This window comes from Microbacterium sp. SLBN-111, assembly GCF_049739645.1.
Classification (GTDB): domain Bacteria; phylum Actinomycetota; class Actinomycetes; order Actinomycetales; family Microbacteriaceae; genus Microbacterium.
This window is the reverse complement of record NZ_JBMGQH010000001.1, coordinates 558,611-575,740: the sequence shown is the minus strand read 5'-3', so window position 1 is coordinate 575,740 and position 17,130 is coordinate 558,611. Positions and strand designations below refer to the sequence as shown.

Here is a 17,130-nt window from a genome sequence, read left to right as displayed (position 1 = left end):
GGGCGCACCTAGGCTGAGGAGGTGACCCCCGCCCCGCCTCCCGCCTCCGGAGCCGTCCGCGGCGGACTCTTCGCCTTCGGCGCGTACCTCCTGTGGGGCGTGCTCCCGCTGTACTTCCTGCAGCTGGATCCCACCACGCCGTGGGAGATCGTCGCGTGGCGCATCGCGCTGTCCTTCGTGTTCTGCCTCATCCTGCTCACGGTGCTGCGGGCGTGGCATCCGTTCCTGGCGATCCTGCGCCAGCCCCGGCTGCTGCTCCTCACGGCGGCGGCCGGCGTGCTGATCTACGTCAACTGGCAGACGTACGTCCTGGGCGCGCTGACGGGACACGTGATCGAAACGAGCCTCGGCTACTTCATCAACCCGATCGTCACGGTCCTGCTGGGCGTGACCGTGCTGCGGGAGCGTCTGCGCCCGGTGCAGTGGGTCGCGATCGGTCTCGCGGTCGGCGCGGTCCTGGTGATCGTCGTCGGGTACGGAAGCTTCCCGTGGATCGCGCTCACCCTCGCCCTCTCGTTCGGCGTCTACGGCCTGGTGAAGAAGCAGATCGGCCCGTCCGTGGATGCCGTGAGCGGACTGACCCTCGAGTCGATGTGGCTCCTGCCGGTCGCCATCGTGCAGCTGGCGATCGTCGGGATCACGTCCGGGCTGACGATGGGCGCCCACGGACCCCTGCACACGACGCTGCTCCTCGCCGCCGGCGCCGTCACGGCGATCCCGCTCCTGCTCTTCGCCGCGGGCGCGCGTCGTGCGCCCTTGACGGTGATGGGGCTCATCCAGTTCGTCGCCCCGATCATCCAGTTCGGCATCGGCGTGTGGGTCCTCCACGAGCCGATGACCGTCGAGCGGTGGATCGGATTCGGGCTCGTCTGGCTCGCGCTCGTCGTGCTGAGCGCGGACTCGCTGGTCGCCGCCCGAGGGCGCCGCCTGGCGGTCTCGGACGTCGCGGAACCGGTTTAGTCGCGGCGCGCGTCACGGCGGACGATCCGGCCGTTGCGACGGACGATTTCCACGCAACGGACGTGCTCTTCATAACGATTTCGGCGCAGTCGTCCAGCGAAAACACATTCGTAACACATGCCGGTTAGGTTCGAGCCACTTGCGTGGCGTGGCCGCGCTTCATCATCGAAAGGACGAGCCAGATGGTTCAATCCAAGAAGGCGTGGTTCGCCGTCGCAGCGCTGGCTGCAGCAGCCACCCTCACGCTCGCCGGCTGTGGCGGCGGGAGCAGTGACGCCGGATCCTCGGAGTCGGCCGCACCCGCGGGCAGCTACACGAGCCAGGACTGCGCGAGCGACGCCACGAGCGCGACGACCCTCAAGGTCGGCACGATCCTGCCGCAGACCGGCACGCTCGCCTTCCTCGGCCCGCCCGAGATCGCCGGCGTCGGCCTCGCCGTCAGCGACATCGTCGAGGCGGGGGACTCGGCCTGCACGTTCTGGACCGACTCGGGTGACTCCACCGACATGGCGGTCTCCTCGGCCTCCGCCGACAAGCTCATCGACGCCAAGGTGTCGGTCGCGATCGGTGCCGCGTCCTCCTCGGTCTCGCTGAACGTCGTCGACAAGCTCGCGGCCGCGCCGATCGTCCAGATCTCGCCCGCCAACACGTCGGCCGAACTGTCCGGCAAGTCTCCGTTCTACTTCCGCACCGCTCCGCCGGACACCGTGCAGGGCTCGGCGCTCGGTCAGCTCATCGTCGGTGACGGCCACCAGAACGTCGCCTTCCTCGTCTTCCAACGACGCGTACGGCACGGGTCTCCGTGACGTCATCCAGAAGACGGTCGAAGAGGCCGGCGGCACGGTGACGTACGGCGGCACCGGCAAGGGCCAGGAGTTCCCGCCCGGACAGACCACGTTCTCGTCCGAGGTCACCGCGGCCATCGCCTCCAAGCCCGACGCCATCGTCGTCATCGCGTTCGACGAGACCAAGGCCATCGTTCCCGAACTCGTTTCGCAGAGCTGGGACATGAAGTCGACGTACTACACCGACGGCAACACGTCGGACTACTCGAAGGTGTTCGACAAGGGCACGCTCGAGGGCGCGAAGGGCACCATCCCCGGTGCCAACGCGGCTGACGACTTCAAGAAGCGTCTCTCCGACTGGCACCAGAGCGTCGAGGGCTCGGCCCTGTCCGACTACTCGTACGGTGCGGAGTCCTACGACGCGACCATCCTCGCGGCCCTCGCGGCCAAGAAGGGCGGCGCGACCGACCCGACGACCATCCAGAAGAACCTGGCTGCCGTCTCGGGTGCCTCCGGCGGCACCGAGTGCACCACGTACAAGGAGTGCGCGGACCTGATCGCCAAGGGCGACAGCATCCAGTACAAGGGTGTCTCCGGCGTCGGCCCGTTCAACGCGAAGAACGACCCGTCGAGCGCCTTCATCGGCATCTACGACTTCGACGCCGACAACAAGCCCGTGTGGAAGAGCGCGGTCGAGGGTAAGTCCTAAGCACCCTCGCTTCACGCCGATGGGGCGGTCCCGGTTCGCCGGGGCCGCCCTTTCGCGTGCCCGGTGGGGCGTGTGCCCGTGCAGGGGCACCGGGGGAGTGGCATCCATCCTGCCCAGGCACCGGGGGAGTGGCATCCATCCCTCCTGCCGAACGACGATGCCCCCGGCCGGAGCCGGGGGCATCGAACGAGCGAGGCGCGGGTCAGGCAGCGCCCTCGACGTCGGTCGCGAGCGTGCCGAGGTACAGCTGGATCACCTTGGGGTCGTTCGCGAGCTCGCGGCCCCCGTGCCCGTGTAGGCGTCCTTCCCCTGGTCGAGGACGTACGCGCGGTCGCAGATCTGCAGGCAGCGACGGGCGTTCTGCTCGACCATGATCACCGAGACGCCGGCCTTGTTGATGCGGCGCGTGCGGATGAACGTCTCGTCCTGGCGGACGGGGGAGAGTCCGGCCGACGGCTCGTCGAGCAGCAGCACGGACGGGTCCATCATGAGGGCGCGGGCCATCGCGACGGACTGGCGCTCGCCGCCCGAGAGCGAACCCGCGCGCTGACCACGACGGTCGGCGAGCACGGGGAAGATTTCGAAGATGCGCTCCAGCTGCGTCTGGAACTCCCGCGGCTTCTGGTAGATGCCCATCTGGAGGTTCTCTTCGATCGTCAGCGACGGGAAGACGTTGTTCGTCTGCGGGACGAATCCGACGCCCTGCTTCACGAGACGGTTCGGCTTCCAGCCGGTGATGTCCGTGCCCTTCAGCGACACCGAACCCTGACGGATCGACACCTGGCCGAACACCGCCTTGAGGAACGTCGACTTGCCGGCGCCGTTGGGGCCGATGATGCCGATGAGCTCACCGGGGTGGGCGACGATGTTGACGCCGTTGAGGATGTTGATGCCGGGCAGGTACCCGGCGTGCAGGTCCTTGGCGACGAGAACCGGCTGCGATTCGGTGGGCGTGCTCACGAGCGCGTCTCCTTTCCGAGAGCCTCGTCGACGCGAGCCTCCTCTTTGGCGTCTTCCTCGGCGGCTTCCTCCGCGAGGGCGATCGCCGTCGTGTCCGAGAGCAGGGCGTCGTCGCCGAGGTCGGTGTCGTGGTGGGCGCCGAGATAGGCGTCCACCACGGCCTGCTGCGACATGACCTCGCCGGCCGTGCCTTCCGCCACGATCGTGCCCTGGGCCATCACGACGACCCAGTCCGAGATGTGGCGGACCATGTGCATGTCGTGCTCGACGAACAGGACGGTGGTGCCGTCGTCGCGCAGGGCCTGGATGTGTCCGAGGAGCGACTGCGTGAGCGCGGGGTTCACGCCGGCCATCGGCTCGTCGAGCATGATCATCTTCGGGTCGCTCATGAGCGCGCGCGCCATCTCGAGGAGCTTCTTCTGGCCGCCCGAGAGCGAACCGGCGAGATCCTCGCGCTTCTCGTAGAGCTTGAAGCGCTGCAGGAGTTCCTCCGCCTTCGCGGTGATCTCCTGCTCGCGGGCCTTCCACAGCGGGCGGATGAGCGCGACCGCCATGTTCTCGCCCGGCTGGCTGTTCGCTCCGAGCAGCATGTTCTCCATCACCGTCATGCGCGAGAGCGCCTTGGTGAGCTGGAACGTGCGGACCATGCCGAGTCGCGCGACCTTGGATGCCGCGGTGTCGCCGAGCGTCCGACCGTCGAACGACCACCGCGCGACGCGGTCGGCCGGCGGGCCGCCGATGAGGCGACGGGCCGACGTGGGCTTGTCGAACCCGGTGATGAGGTTGAAGAACGTCGTCTTCCCCGCACCGTTCGGGCCGATGAGGGCCGTGATGCCGCCGCGCTGCACCTCGAGGTGCTCGACGTCGACGGCGGTCATGCCACCGAAACGGCGGACGATGTTGTCCACGACGAGGATGGGGTCGGGCTTGGCGGCACCCGGTTCCTGCGGGACCCCGGAGAACGCGGCGCGCGTCCGGATGGTCGCCTCGGTCGGCTCAGACATTGAAGCTCAGCTCCTTCTTGTTACCGAGGATGCCCTGCGGTCGGAAGATCACCAGCAGCATGAGCGCGATACCGATGAGGATCCAGGAGAACTGCTCGGTCTGCTGTCCCGACCAGACGCCCTCGGGGACGATCAGGCGCGTGATGCCCTGGATGAAGATGCGGACGACGAAGAACAGGATGGCTCCGAGAACGGGCCCGAAGATCGTCGCGGCTCCACCGAGGAGCAGTGCCGTCCAGATGAAGAACGTCATCGATCGTCCGAGGGCGTCGGGCTGGACCGAGCTCGGGATGACGTAGATCACGCCGGCGATGCCACCGATGAGGCCACCGAGGATCAGCGCCTGCATCTTGAACGAGAACGCGCTCTTGCCGAGGCTGCGGACGGCATCCTCGTCCTCGCGGATGCCCTTGAGGACGCGGCCCCACGGGCTGCGGATCAGCAGCCACACCAGGAGCAGCAGGACGGCCACGACCGCCCAGGCGACGGCCCGGACCCACCAGCCGCTGACGCCGGTGTTGTCGTAGGTCCACCACAGGATGGTGGTCTGCCCGTCGCCGAAGAACGAGAGTCCGTTGAACGGGTCGCGGTACCGGTCGCCCGGGATGCCGTTGCTGCCGTTCGTGATCGGTCCGAGCACGCTCGAGCGCCCGACCATGCGGATGATCTCGGCGGCCGAGATGGTCACGATGGCGAGGTAGTCGCCGCGGAGCTTCAGCGTCGGAACACCGAGGATGAAGCTGTAGATCAGCACCACCACGAGGGCGATGATCAGCGCGGGGACGAAGCCCAGCCCGGCCTGGACCGACACGGCGAAGCCGTACGCGCCGAGGAGCATGAAGCCCGCCTGGCCCATGTTGAGCAGGCCCGTGTACCCGAAGTGGATGTTGAGGCCGATCGCGGCGATGGCGAGTGCGGCGGTCGTGGGCGCGATGGCCGTCGAGGCCATCTCGCGGAGAAGATCGAGGAAGATCATGGGTCAGCCCACCCGTTCCTTGCGTCCGAAGAGTCCCTGCGGTCTCACCAGCAGCAGCAGGATGAGAAGGACGAGTGCCGTGGCGTACTTGAAGTCGCCCGGCAGCCAGATGTTCGTGAGTTCCACCGTCATGCCGATGATGAGCGCACCGAAGAGCGCGCCGAACGCGGTGCCGAGGCCACCGAGCGTGACGGCCGAGAAGAGGAGCAGCAGCAGCTGCATGCCCGTCATCCAGTTGACGCCGTTCAGGACCAGGCCGAGCAGGATGCCGGAGAGGCCGGCGAGGGCTGCGGCGGTGGTCCAGATGAGCCGGACGACGCCGTCGACGTTGATGCCCGAGGCGGCAGCGAGGGCCGGGTTGTCGCTCACGGCGCGGGTGGCGCGGCCGACGCGGGTCTTCAGCAGGAACAGGCCCACGCCGATGAGGACGACGACCGAGATACCCATCGACACGAGCGAGTCCACGCTCAGGCTCACCGGGCCCAGGCGCACCGGCACGGGGTTGGCCGTGATGATGCGGACCGTGGAGGCGCCGATGAAGAACTGGAAGGTGTACTGCAGGGCGAGCGACATGCCGATCGTGACGATCATCAGCTGCGTGAGGCTGAGCCGTCGCTTGCGCAGGGGTCTCCAGATCCCGACGTCCTGGAAGTAGCCGAACGCCGCGCAGATGGCGACGACGATGATGCCCGCGACGAAGATGTTGAGGCCCAGGACGTTCGCGAACAGGTACGCGAGGAGGCCGCCGAGGGTGACGAGCTCGCCGTGCGCGAAGTTGGAGATCCCGGTCGTGCCGTAGATGAGCGAGAGGCCGACCGCGGCGAGGGCGAGCAGAAGGCCGAGACGGAGGCCGGAAGCGGCCTGCTGGGCGAGACGACCCCAGTCGAAGCCGCCGGCGCTGGCCGTGTCGGTGCCGGCGGCCGCGTCGCCGCTGCCGCCCGCGCTGCCGTTCAGACCGATGAGGACAGCGGTCTGAGAGCCGAGGTTGAGCGTGCGCACCGAGGGGTCGGTGGAGCGCAGGGTGACGCCGTCGGGGAGCGTCTCGGGGTCGACGGAGACCGAGTAGTCGCCCGGCTCGCTGAAGCCGATGGACCACTTGCCGCTGTCGTCGGTCGTGGCCGAGGCGGTTCCGCCCGGACCGGTCGCTGTCACAGTGACGCCGCCGCCGGCGGCCGCCAGGGTGCCGTTGAGGCATCCCGTGGTCGGGCTCGGCGTGCAGACTTCGGTCTGGGTGGTCACCGGCGCAGTGGTCGCGGCGAACGCCGGACCGGCCGACAGAGTGGCGCCCAACAGCATGGCGAGCGCTGCGGCGCAGAACGCCCAGATCAAGGCCATGCGAGGTAGGGTCCGCGATCGTGTCGCGGTGGGAGAGGAATGACCCACGGAGTCTCCAGTTCGGCAGCGCTGACGATGTCGTTCTCGTCAGCTTCGACGGTCGACGCTACGAGCGTAATGTGTCGTTCGTGTTTCGGCTCGTCGCCGTTACCGAACGGCATCGTGGCGATCCTTCTGTCGAAACGCATTCTCGGGAATGATCCGGCCCCTCTCGGCGCTTAGAATTCCAGGCGGAGCGCTTCGCGCGCACCGGCCGACGTCGTCCCCTTTCGAGCAGGCGCCGCGCGCGCAGGAGGATCCATGGAGCAGCACGACCCCTTCGGTTTCGTCGGATTGACGTACGACGACGTCCTCCTTCTGCCCGGGCACACCGACGTCATCCCCAGCGAGGCCGACACGTCGTCGCGACTCACCCGCCGGATCACCGTCGCCACCCCGCTGCTCTCGTCGGCGATGGACACCGTGACCGAGGCCCGCATGGCGATCGCGATCGCCCGCCAGGGCGGGATCGGCATCGTGCACCGCAACCTCTCGATCGAGGACCAGGCCGCGATCGTCGACCAGGTCAAGCGCAGCGAGTCCGGCATGGTGTCGAACCCCATCACCACGACTCCGGATGCCACGGTGGCCGAGGTCGACGCGATGTGCGCGCAGTACCGCATCTCGGGTCTGCCGGTCATCGACGAGGACGGCGTCCTCGTGGGCATCATCACCAACCGCGACATGCGCTTCGTGTCGGGCTTCGAGCGCCAGACGACCAAGGTCAAGGACGTGATGACGAGCGAGGGTCTCATCACCGGGCCGGTCGGCATCCACGCGAACGACGTCATCGCGACCTTCGCCAAGCACCGCGTCGAGAAGCTGCCCCTCGTGGACGAGGACGGCAAGCTCGCGGGGCTCATCACCATCAAGGACTTCGACAAGAGCGAGAAGTACCCGCTCGCCACCAAGGACGAGCAGGGCCGTCTGCGCGTCGGCGCCGCGATCGGCTTCTTCGGCGATGCGTGGCAGCGTGCCGAGGCGCTCCGCGACGCGGGCGTCGACGTCCTCGTCGTCGACACGGCCAACGGTCAGTCCGCGGGCGTCATCGACATCGTGCGCCGCCTCAAGGCCGATCCGACCTTCGATCACGTCGACGTGATCGGCGGCAACGTCGCGACCCGCGAGGGCGCGCAGGCGCTCATCGACGCGGGCGTGGATGCCGTGAAGGTCGGCGTGGGTCCGGGCTCGATCTGCACGACCCGCGTCGTCGCCGGTGTCGGCGTGCCGCAGATCACCGCGATCTACGAGGCGTCGCTGGCCGCCATCCCGGCCGGTGTCCCGGTGATCGCCGACGGCGGTCTCCAGTACTCGGGCGACATCGCCAAGGCGCTGGTCGCCGGTGCCGACACCGTGATGCTCGGTTCGCTCCTCGCCGGCACCGACGAGTCGCCGGGCGAGATCGTCTTCCAGGGCGGTAAGCAGTTCAAGCAGTATCGCGGCATGGGTTCGCTCGGCGCTCTGCAGACCCGCGGCAAGAAGACCTCGTACTCGAAGGACCGCTACTTCCAGGCCGACGTCCCGAGCGACGACAAGCTCATCCCCGAGGGCATCGAGGGCCAGGTCCCCTACCGCGGGCCCGTGTCCGCGGTGGCCTACCAGCTCATCGGCGGCCTGCGTCAGTCGATGTTCTACGTCGGCGCGCGCACGGTCGAGGAGCTGAAGGCCAAGGGCAAGTTCGTCCGCATCACCTCGGCGGGCCTGAAGGAGTCGCACCCGCACGACGTGCAGATCGTCGTCGAGGCGCCGAACTACAAGAAGTAATCCTGATTTCGAAGGGCCGGGCGAGCGATCGCCCGGCCCTTCGGCGTTCCCGGGTGCGCGGCTACGCTGTGCGCATGATCCGACGCGAGCGGCATCCCTCGGTCACGGTCTCGGCTCGACGCACCGAGGCGTACACGGATGGCGTCTTCGCGATCGCGGCGACGCTGCTCGTCCTGGACCTCACGTCGCAGTCGCTCGGCGAGGTGGGATCGGATGCCGATCTCGCCCGCGCCCTGCGCGACATGCTGCATCCGGTCTTCTCGTTCGTGATCAGCTTCCTGGTGCTCTGCATCATGTGGATGACGCACGTGCGACAGTTCGAGTGGATCGTCCGGATCGACAACGCCGGCATGTGGATCAACAACCTGCGCCTCCTGCTGGTCGTCCTCGTTCCCTTCACGACCTCGCTGGACACCGACTACTCCGCCTACCTGCTCGGGCGCGTCCTGCTGCCGGTGAACTTCTTCCTGGCGATCCTCGTGGGCTGGCTCCAGTGGACCTGGGCCCTCCGATCGGGTGCGATCCCTGACCTCTCGCGCGACGACGCGAGACGCCTGGGACGCGCGGCCCTCAGCGCCGTCATCATCAGCGGGCTCGCGGTCGCCGTGAGCCCCCTGGTGGGTTCGGCGGGTTTTCTGCTGTTCTTCCTCGACGGGCCGTTGACGCGGCTGCTCCGAGGGGCGGACGCGCCGACCGATCCCGTCGCTGCGCGCGCGACGCCCCTGGGGGGACCCGGGGCGTCGGACGGGGCGGACCCGCGAGAGGGCTGAGCGACGGGTTCAGTGGGCCAGGGAGGGTTCCGCCGGCACCGCCTCCGCCTCGACGGCGGGGCGCGGTGACCGGCCGGCGGGCAGGAGGAGGGCGAGGCCCGCGGCGACCAGCAGCACGGCCGAGCCGACGAAGATCGCGGGGCGGGCGGCATCCACGTAGAGATCCGGGACCAGCTGGCCGCCGGCGCCGACGAAGATCGCCGTCATCACCGCGGTTCCCAGGGCCAGCCCGATCTCGCGCACCGTCGAGTTCACGCCCGACGCCTTCGCGTGGTCGACGACATCGAGCGTCGCGAGCAGGGCGGTCGCGGACGGGGCGAACACGAGGCCCATGCCGACACCCGCGAACACGAACGGGGGAACCAGCGTCGCGTACTCGACGTCGGCCGACATCGTGAGGGCGATCCAGCCGAGGGCGATGGCCTGCAGCAGGAGCCCCGCGATCATCAGCGGACGCGTGCCGACCCGCGGCGCGAAGATCCCCGCGAGGGGAGCGACGACCATGGGGGCGAGCGTCCACGGAGTGGTCTGCAGCGCCGCTTCGAACGGGCTCGACCCCTGGACCACCTGCAGGAACTGGATGAGGAGGAACACTGCGCCGAAGGTGCCGAAGCTGAAGGCGAATCCGACGACGTTCGTGACCGAGAACGATCGATCGCGGAAGAGCCGCAGCGGGACGAGCGGCGACCGGGTCCGCAACTGCCACCCCAGGAATGCGATCACGAGCAGCGAGCCGAGCACGAGCTCCGTGACGACGGATGCCGAGCCCCATCCGTCGTCGTTCCCCCGGACGATGGCGTGCACGAGCGCCAGCACCCCTCCGCCGGCGAGCAGCGCCCCCACGACGTCGATGCGCGCCCGGTCGCCGAACGTGTTGGGCAGGGCCCAGAGGGCGAGCGGGATCGCGACGACCGCGACGGGGACGTTGAGCCAGAAGATCGCCTGCCAGTTCCAGCCTTCCATCACGGCGCCGCCGACCAGCGGGCCGACGGCGACGCCGAGACCCGAGATCCCTCCCCAGATGCCGATGGCCAGCGGCCGACGCGCGGGCGCGACCGCGCCGCTGATCAGGGCCAGCGAGAGCGGCATGACACCGGCGGCCCCGAGGCCCTGGACCGCCCGGGCGGCGATGAGCTGGGCGGGATCGACGCTGAGCGCCGCCAGCACGGAGCCGATGCCGAACGCGACGATCCCGACGACGAAAGCCGTCCGTCGTCCGAAACGGTCGCCTAGGGCGGATGCCACGAGGATCAGGCTCGCGAAGGTGAGGGTGTAGGCGTTCACGAACCACTGCAGCTCCTCGATGCTCGCGCCCAGCTCGCGGTGCAGAGCGGGGAGGGCGTTCGTCATGACGAGGTTGTCGAGGGTGGCCATGAACATCGGCAGTGAGGCGGCGATCACGACCCAGGCGAAGGGGCGCGAGCGGGGTGACGGGTTCACGAGGGCTCCTTGTTGTAATCGACTGATAACAAATCTGAGAGCACTGTAGTAATCCGCTGATAACCTGTCAACATGCCGTCACCGACAGAGCCCGCGACCGCTCGCCGTATGAGTTCGGAGGAGCGTCGCGAGCAGATCCTCGCCGCCGCGCTCGCCGTCTTCGGGGCGAAGGGGTACGTGGGCACGACGACGGACGACGTGGCGCGCGCGGCGGGGGTCTCGCAGCCCTACGTGGTCCGCCTGTTCGGGACGAAGGAGAACCTGTTCGTCGCGGCGCTCGACGACGCGCTGAGTCGACTGCTCCAGGCGTTCGGCGAGGCCGCGGCCGGCGCGGCCCCCGACGAACTGGCGCCGCGCGTCGGCCATGCCTACATCGAGTTGTTGCAGGTGCGCGGCCTGCACCAGACGCTGTCGCACGCGTTCCTGCTCGGCGCGCACCCGGTCATCGGGCCGCGCGCACGCGACGGCTTCGCGCGGGTGTGGGAGTTCCTGCGCGAGGCCGGGTTCGACGTCGCGAGCGCCCAGGCGTTCCTCGCGCAGGGCATGATGATCAACTCGTTGTTCGGGCTGCGCCTAGCCGACGACTACGACTCGGATCCGCGCGTCCACGAGCTGTTCGACGCGTGCTTCCCGACCGACAAGGTGCGGGTTCTGTCGATGGCCCCGCGCGCGGATGAACCGTGGTGAGGAACCCGGTGAGGACGCGGACCGGGAAAATCCGGGCGGGTAGGCTGGGGGAGTGACCATGGAGATCGACCTCGGACGCGCGAAGCGTGCCCGCCGCGCCTACACCTTCGACGACATCGCCGTCGTTCCGTCGCGCCGCACGCGTAACCCGGAAGACGTGTCGACGGCGTGGACCATCGACGCGTTCCCGTTCGAGATTCCGGTGCTGGGTGCGCCGATGGACTCGGTCGTGAGCCCCCGCACGGCGATCGAACTGGGCCGCCTCGGCGGTCTCGGCGTCCTCGACCTCGAGGGTCTGTGGACGCGTTACGACGACCCCGAGCCGCTGCTCGCCGAGATCGCGGGTCTGCCCGACTCCGAGGCCACGCGGCGCATGCAGCAGCTGTACTCCGAGCCGATCAAGCCCGAGCTCGTGCGCGACCGCCTCGCGGAGGTGCGCGCCGCCGGTGTCACCGTCGCCGGAGCCCTCACCCCCCAGCGCACGCACGACCTGTACGAGACCGTGGTCGCCGCGGGCGTCGACCTGTTCGTCATCCGCGGGACGACCGTCTCGGCCGAGCACGTCTCCAGCGTCGCCCAGCCGCTGAACCTCAAGAAGTTCATCTACGACCTCGACGTCCCCGTGATCGTCGGCGGTGCCGCAACGTACACCGCGGCGCTCCACCTCATGCGCACGGGCGCGGCCGGTGTCCTCGTCGGCTTCGGCGGTGGCGCTGCGTCGACGACCCGCGTCACCCTCGGGCTGCACGCGCCGATGGCCACCGCGGTGGCCGACGTCGCCGGCGCGCGCCGCGACTACCTCGACGAGTCCGGCGGACGCTACGTGCACGTCATCGCCGACGGCGGCGTGGGCACGTCGGGCGACATCGTGAAGGCTCTCGCCATGGGCGCGGACGCCGTCATGCTCGGCGTCGCGCTCGCCCGTGCCACCGACGCCCCGGGCCGCGGCTTCCACTGGGGCCCCGAGGCGCACCACGCCAAGCTGCCCCGCGGCCACCGCGTGGCCGTGGACCGCGTCGGCCCGCTCGAGCAGATCCTCTACGGCCCGGCCCCCGTGGCCGACGGCACCGCCAACCTCATCGGTGCGCTGAAGAAGTCGATGGCCACGACCGGGTACTCCGACCTCAAGGAGTTCCAGCGCGTCGAGGTCGTCGTGGCGCCGTACGGACACTGACCCGGTGACCGCGTGACCTCTCCCACCGCGATCGAGCAGGAGCCCCGGCAGGTCTTCCCGCCGACCCTGCGCGAGGTCATGCTGCGCCCGCGGTGGCTCGCGCTGCTGGCGTTCTCGCTCGTGGTGGCGGGAGCGCTCGCGTGGCTCGGGCAGTGGCAGCTGGGGCGCGCCATCGACACGGCGCCCGTCGAGCCCGGGCAGACCGAGATCGTCCAGCCGCTCGCCGAAGTCGTGCAGCCGGGCCAGTACCTGACGGACCCTCTCGTGGGTCAGCGCGTCGAGGCGACCGGTCACTGGATCGCGTCCGATTTCCTGGTCGTCGCGTCGCGCTACAACGACGACGTGGAGGGGTACTGGGTCACGGGTCAGCTGCGTCTCGACGGCACGGCGACGCCGACGTCCATCGCCGTCGCCCTCGGCTGGACGAAGGATGCGGCTGCGGCGCGGAACGCCGTGCAGGAACTCGACGCGCAGGTCGCCGCGAACCCCGGGGCGAGCGTCGACGTGACGGGGCGCGTGATCGCCGACGAGGGGCCGTCCCGCCCGCCGGCCGGCGTCGACCCGGAGACGATGACCCGCATGTCGCCCGCCGCCCTCCTCGGCCGCTGGCACGACATCGACGGGGTGGCGGTGTACCGGCCGTACCTCGCCTCGCAGACCGCCATCGGGCCGCTCGACGCGATCGACTCGCCGGCGCCCGACGAGCGGTCCGGGGTCAACTGGCTCAACATCTTCTACGCCGTCGAATGGGCGATCTTCGCGGGCTTCGCGCTGTACCTCTGGTACCGCCTCGCGCGCGACGCCTGGGAGAAGGAAGTGGAAGATCTCGAGGACGAACAGTCCGAGGCGCTCGCGGCGGGTTCCGCGGAATCCCGCGACTAGACTGGCATCCATGCCCCGCGCCCCGAAACTCGCCACCTTCCCGGCGATCCGCGGAGCCCTGAAGTTCTACCAGATCTGCTCGATCATCACCGGTATCGGCCTGCTGCTGCTGGTCTCCGAGATGATCGTGAAGTACACGCCCATCCACAAGGAGCTGTTCCTGGGCGGATCCGGGGGATTCCTGTGGTTCGCGGATGCCATCCCCGGTCCCGGATGCCAGTGGTTCTCGCTGTTCGTGCCCGGCGGCAGCGGATGCGAGATCGTGTCCACCGGTGACGGCCTCAACCTGTCGCTCGCGATCCTGGTGATCCACGGCTGGTTCTACGTCGTGTACCTGTTCTCGTGCTTCCGCGTGTGGAGCCTCATGCGCTGGCCGTTCCGCCGCTTCATCTTCCTCGCGCTCGGCGGCGTCGTGCCCTTCCTCTCCTTCATTCTCGAGGTGCGCACCGCCCGCAGCGTGCGCACCTACCTCGCCGAGCGCGAAGCCGCCGAGGCATCCGCTCCCGTCCCCGCCCCGGAAGGACCCCGGTGACCGAACAGACCGAAACGTCGCAGCGTCCCGTCCTCGTCGTCGACTTCGGCGCCCAGTACGCCCAGCTGATCGCGCGCCGCGTGCGCGAGGCCGGCGTGTACAGCGAGATCGTCCCGCACACCGCGACTGCTGACGAGATCGCTGCCAAGAACCCGGTGGGCATCATCCTCTCCGGCGGCCCGTCGTCGGTGTACGAAGAGGGCGCGCCGCGCCTCGACGAGGGTGTCTTCGACCTCGGCGTCCCGACGCTCGGCATCTGCTACGGCTTCCAGGTGATGGCCCAGGCCCTCGGCGGCGAGGTCGCGAACACGGGCCTGCGCGAATACGGCGCGACGGATGCCACGGTCGTCACCGAAGGCACCCTGCTCGAGGGCCAGCCCGTCGAACAGAACGTGTGGATGAGCCACGGCGACCAGGTGTCGCGCGCGCCCGAGGGCTTCGAGGTGCTCGCACGCACCGCGCATACGCCCGTCGCCGCGTTCGCGAACGACGCCCGTCGCATGTACGGGGTGCAGTGGCATCCCGAGGTCAAGCACACCGACCACGGCCAGCGCGTGATCGAGAACTTCCTGCACGGCGCCGCCGGCCTCCCCGCCGACTGGAACAGCGGCAACGTCATCGCCGAGCAGGTCGCCCGCATCCGCGAGCAGGTCGGCACCGGCCGCGTCCTGTCCGCGCTGTCGGGTGGCGTCGACTCCGCCGTCTCCACGGCGCTCGTGCACGAGGCCGTCGGCGACCAGCTCGTCGCGGTGTTCGTCGACCACGGGCTCCTCCGCAAGGGCGAGCGCGAGCAGGTCGAGAACGACTACGTCGCCTCCACGGGTGTGCGGCTCATCACGGTCGACGCGCGCGAGACGTTCCTGAACGCCCTCGCCGGTGTCAGCGACCCGGAAGAGAAGCGCAAGATCATCGGCCGCGAGTTCATCCGCGCGTTCGAGAAGGTGCAGGCCGACCTCGTCGCCGAGGCCAAGGCCGACGGCGAGCCCATTCGCTTCCTCGTCCAGGGCACGCTGTACCCCGACGTCGTCGAATCCGGCGGCGGCGCGGGAACCGCGAACATCAAGTCGCACCACAACGTCGGCGGACTGCCCGAAGACCTCCAGTTCGAACTCGTCGAGCCCCTGCGCACACTCTTCAAGGACGAGGTCCGCGCGATCGGCCGCGAACTCGGCCTCCCCGAAGCGATCGTCGGCCGCCAGCCCTTTCCGGGGCCCGGTCTTGGCATCCGCATCGTGGGCGAGGTCACCGCTGACCGCCTCGAGATCCTGCGTGAGGCCGACGCCATCGCCCGCGCGGAACTGACGAAGGCCGGCCTGGATGCCGAGATCTGGCAGTGCCCCGTCGTGCTGCTCGCCGACGTGCGCTCGGTGGGCGTGCAGGGCGACGGCCGCACCTACGGTCACCCGATCGTGCTGCGTCCCGTCTCCAGCGAAGACGCGATGACCGCCGACTGGACGCGCCTGCCGTACGACGTGCTGTCGAGAATCTCCAACCGCATCACCAACGAAGTGCGCGAAGTGAACCGCGTGGTGCTCGACGTGACGTCGAAGCCGCCGGGGACGATCGAATGGGAGTAGGCGTTCCGCCTGCTCCCGCGCCGACATCGTCGGCCGACTACGGGGCATCGTCCTCGGATCGAGAACAGGGCCCCTACCCCGATCGACCCGAGGACGATGCCCCTTCGTCGTCCGTCGGTGTCGGCGCTCTGTCGGTCCGCTGAAGGTATGGGGGCGCACCTGCGGTGCGCCCGGCGGCAGCGTGAGCGGCGAGGGGTGGGCGGGTAGGCTGGCGGCGTCGACGATCAGCCCTCGGGAATGTCCCGGGTTCGTCGGCCAGAACGGCACAGGTCTCGAGTGACCCGTATCGACTTCTCCGGCTACCGCGACGTGATGCGCGCCCCCGGAGCCCCGTGGTTCACACTCGCCGGATGGGTCGCGCGCTTCCCGCGCGGAACGCTCAATCTCGGCATCGTCCTCCTCGTCCAGACCGCCACCGGGAGCTTCGCGCTCGCCGGCGGCGTCGGCGCCGCGTTCGTCGTGGGCATGGCCTTCGCGGGACCGCTGTGGTCGCGGCTCATGGACCGCCGCGGACAGCGGCCCGTGCTGCTGGTCGCCGCGCTCACGCTGACGCTCGCGATCGCCGTGCTCGTGGCCGCGGTGCTCGCCGGAATGCCCGTGGCGACGTGGTTCGTGCTGGCCGTGGTCGCGGGCGCCGTGTCGGTCGACGTCGGCCCGGCCGTCCGCGCGCGGTGGAGCGCCCTCGTCCCGCCCGAGCGGCGGCACAGCGCCTACGCCGTCGAATCGATCGCCGACGAGAGCGTCTTCGTCATCGCCCCGCCCGTCCTCACGCTGATCGCCGCGGCGGCCGCCCCGCAGGTCGGGATCGCCGTCATCGTGGTCGTGGGCGCGGTCGGGCTCCTCTGGCTCGGCCTGCTGCGCGGGTCGCAACCGCCCCGCGTCGAAATCACCGGCCCGCGTCCGCGCCTCCTGCCCCCGCTCGGCATCCTGCCGGTGACGGTCGCGTGGATCGGGGTGGGCGGAATGTTCGGGTCGTTCGACGTCACGAGCATCGCCTGGGCCGACCGGTTCGGGTCGCCATGGCTGGCCGGCCTGATGATGGCATCCCTCGCCCTCGGGAACACCGCGGGTGCGCTCGTCTACGGAGCGCTGCGGCACCGCGCCTCGCTGCGCGCCCGCTGGCTCGGCAGCAGCGTGCTGCTCGCCGTCGCGGGGCTCGCGCTGCCGTTCGTCGCCGACAGCCTCGTCGCCCTGGTGGTCGCCGCAGTGGTCGGCGCGCTCATCGGACCTGTGCTCGTCGCGGGCTTCGCCCTCGTCGAGTCGCGGGCGGATCGCGACCGTGTCACGGAACTCCTGGCGTACCCGTCGCTGGGCGTGGGAGCCGGCATCCCGCTCGGGTCGACTCTCGCGGGAGTGGGCCTGGATGCCGCGGGCCCGGTGCTCGGGTTCGCGGTGATGGCGGTGAGCTGCGTGGCGATCCTCGTGCTCGGCGTGATCGGCGAGGCTCTGCTGTCGGCCCGGCCGCGGGTGGCATCCCTCCGCTCGTCCTGAACGACGGCGTGGGGGAGGATGGGGGCATGAGTTTCGCTGCCGCCG

General features: G+C 69.6%; 15 protein-coding genes and 1 pseudogene. 11 read left to right on the top strand and 5 right to left on the bottom strand.

Features of this window, described 5'->3' with window-relative positions; genetic code table 11:
• Positions 1 to 21: 21 nt before the first annotated feature.
• From rarD to RKD05_RS02660, 3 genes are all read left to right on the top strand, one after another.
• On the top strand, positions 22 to 960 hold the full coding sequence (gene rarD / locus RKD05_RS02670) for an EamA family transporter RarD (RefSeq protein ID WP_424707866.1): 939 nt from the start codon (positions 22 to 24) through the stop codon (positions 958 to 960).
• Between the two features lie 182 nt (positions 961 to 1,142).
• Positions 1,143 to 1,766 (top strand): ABC transporter substrate-binding protein, encoded by a 624-nt coding sequence (locus tag RKD05_RS02665; protein WP_424707865.1) that lies wholly within the window; start codon positions 1,143 to 1,145, stop codon positions 1,764 to 1,766.
• The gene (locus RKD05_RS02660) at positions 1,702 to 2,454 is read left to right on the top strand and encodes a hypothetical protein (RefSeq protein WP_424707864.1); all 753 of its coding nucleotides are present in this window, start codon (positions 1,702 to 1,704) and stop codon (positions 2,452 to 2,454) included. The genes RKD05_RS02665 and RKD05_RS02660 overlap by 65 nt, the downstream gene beginning before the upstream one ends.
• A 202-nt stretch (positions 2,455 to 2,656) precedes the next feature.
• On the opposite strand, the pseudogene RKD05_RS02655 reads toward RKD05_RS02660, so the two are convergent.
• The 4 genes and pseudogenes from RKD05_RS02655 to RKD05_RS02640 all read right to left on the bottom strand — a co-directional run bounded on the left by RKD05_RS02655 (position 2,657) and on the right by RKD05_RS02640 (position 6,729).
• A pseudogene (locus RKD05_RS02655) lies at positions 2,657 to 3,414 on the bottom strand (ABC transporter ATP-binding protein).
• Complete coding sequence (locus RKD05_RS02650; RefSeq protein WP_022877332.1) at positions 3,411 to 4,418, bottom strand: ABC transporter ATP-binding protein; 1,008 nt, start codon at positions 4,416 to 4,418, stop codon at positions 3,411 to 3,413. The pseudogene RKD05_RS02655 and the gene RKD05_RS02650 overlap by 4 nt, the downstream one beginning before the upstream one ends.
• Positions 4,411 to 5,394 carry a branched-chain amino acid ABC transporter permease gene (locus tag RKD05_RS02645; protein ID WP_022877333.1) on the bottom strand — a complete coding sequence of 328 codons (984 nt, stop codon included), beginning with the start codon at positions 5,392 to 5,394 and terminating at the stop codon, positions 4,411 to 4,413. Before RKD05_RS02645 ends, RKD05_RS02650 begins: the two co-directional genes overlap by 8 nt.
• A 3-nt stretch (positions 5,395 to 5,397) precedes the next feature.
• Positions 5,398 to 6,729 (bottom strand): branched-chain amino acid ABC transporter permease, encoded by a 1,332-nt coding sequence (locus tag RKD05_RS02640; RefSeq protein WP_424707863.1) that lies wholly within the window; start codon positions 6,727 to 6,729, stop codon positions 5,398 to 5,400.
• 300 nt (positions 6,730 to 7,029) lie between these two features.
• On the opposite strand from RKD05_RS02640, the gene guaB reads away from it, so the two are divergent.
• A complete protein-coding gene (gene guaB / locus RKD05_RS02635) occupies positions 7,030 to 8,532 on the top strand; it encodes an IMP dehydrogenase (RefSeq protein ID WP_424707862.1) in 1,503 nt (500 codons plus the stop codon).
• A gap of 74 nt (positions 8,533 to 8,606) precedes the next feature.
• Positions 8,607 to 9,302, top strand: a complete 696-nt coding sequence (locus RKD05_RS02630; protein WP_424707861.1) for a TMEM175 family protein — start codon at positions 8,607 to 8,609, stop codon at positions 9,300 to 9,302.
• A 9-nt stretch (positions 9,303 to 9,311) separates the two neighbouring features.
• On the opposite strand, the gene RKD05_RS02625 is transcribed toward RKD05_RS02630, so the two are convergent.
• The gene (locus RKD05_RS02625) at positions 9,312 to 10,742 is read right to left on the bottom strand and encodes an MFS transporter (RefSeq protein ID WP_424707860.1); all 1,431 of its coding nucleotides are present in this window, start codon (positions 10,740 to 10,742) and stop codon (positions 9,312 to 9,314) included.
• Positions 10,743 to 10,814: 72 nt separating this feature from the next.
• Between RKD05_RS02625 and RKD05_RS02620 the strand changes: the two genes are divergently transcribed.
• The 6 genes from RKD05_RS02620 (at position 10,815) to RKD05_RS02595 (ending at position 17,085) form a co-directional block, all read left to right on the top strand.
• Positions 10,815 to 11,429 (top strand): TetR/AcrR family transcriptional regulator, encoded by a 615-nt coding sequence (locus tag RKD05_RS02620; RefSeq protein WP_424707859.1) that lies wholly within the window; start codon positions 10,815 to 10,817, stop codon positions 11,427 to 11,429.
• Between the two features lie 58 nt (positions 11,430 to 11,487).
• On the top strand, positions 11,488 to 12,603 hold the full coding sequence (locus RKD05_RS02615) for a GuaB3 family IMP dehydrogenase-related protein (protein WP_063256488.1): 1,116 nt from the start codon (positions 11,488 to 11,490) through the stop codon (positions 12,601 to 12,603).
• 12 nt (positions 12,604 to 12,615) lie between these two features.
• On the top strand, positions 12,616 to 13,485 hold the full coding sequence (locus RKD05_RS02610) for an SURF1 family protein (protein ID WP_424707858.1): 870 nt from the start codon (positions 12,616 to 12,618) through the stop codon (positions 13,483 to 13,485).
• Positions 13,486 to 13,495: 10 nt separating this feature from the next.
• Positions 13,496 to 14,017: a DUF3817 domain-containing protein gene (locus RKD05_RS02605; RefSeq protein ID WP_424707857.1), complete on the top strand. Its 522-nt coding sequence runs from the start codon at positions 13,496 to 13,498 to the stop codon at positions 14,015 to 14,017.
• Positions 14,014 to 15,594: a glutamine-hydrolyzing GMP synthase gene (gene guaA, locus RKD05_RS02600; RefSeq protein WP_424707856.1), complete on the top strand. Its 1,581-nt coding sequence runs from the start codon at positions 14,014 to 14,016 to the stop codon at positions 15,592 to 15,594. The genes RKD05_RS02605 and guaA overlap by 4 nt, the downstream gene beginning before the upstream one ends.
• Before the next feature lie 276 nt (positions 15,595 to 15,870).
• Entirely contained in the window at positions 15,871 to 17,085 is a 1,215-nt protein-coding gene (locus tag RKD05_RS02595; RefSeq protein ID WP_424707855.1) for an MFS transporter, read from the top strand.
• Positions 17,086 to 17,130: the final 45 nt, after the last annotated feature.

Excerpts from the sequence above, each read along its gene's own strand:
- RKD05_RS02665 (WP_424707865.1), top strand. The coding sequence starts at position 1,143 with ATGGTTCAATCCAAGAAGGCGTGGTTCGCCGTCGCAGCGCTGGCTGCA.
- RKD05_RS02650 (WP_022877332.1), bottom strand. The coding sequence starts at position 4,418 with ATGTCTGAGCCGACCGAGGCGACCATCCGGACGCGCGCCGCGTTCTCC.
- RKD05_RS02645 (WP_022877333.1), bottom strand. The coding sequence starts at position 5,394 with ATGATCTTCCTCGATCTTCTCCGCGAGATGGCCTCGACGGCCATCGCG.
- RKD05_RS02640 (WP_424707863.1), bottom strand. The coding sequence starts at position 6,729 with ATGGCCTTGATCTGGGCGTTCTGCGCCGCAGCGCTCGCCATGCTGTTG.
- guaB (WP_424707862.1), top strand. The coding sequence starts at position 7,030 with ATGGAGCAGCACGACCCCTTCGGTTTCGTCGGATTGACGTACGACGAC.
- RKD05_RS02630 (WP_424707861.1), top strand. The coding sequence starts at position 8,607 with ATGATCCGACGCGAGCGGCATCCCTCGGTCACGGTCTCGGCTCGACGC.
- RKD05_RS02620 (WP_424707859.1), top strand. The coding sequence starts at position 10,815 with ATGCCGTCACCGACAGAGCCCGCGACCGCTCGCCGTATGAGTTCGGAG.
- RKD05_RS02615 (WP_063256488.1), top strand. The coding sequence starts at position 11,488 with ATGGAGATCGACCTCGGACGCGCGAAGCGTGCCCGCCGCGCCTACACC.
- RKD05_RS02605 (WP_424707857.1), top strand. The coding sequence starts at position 13,496 with ATGCCCCGCGCCCCGAAACTCGCCACCTTCCCGGCGATCCGCGGAGCC.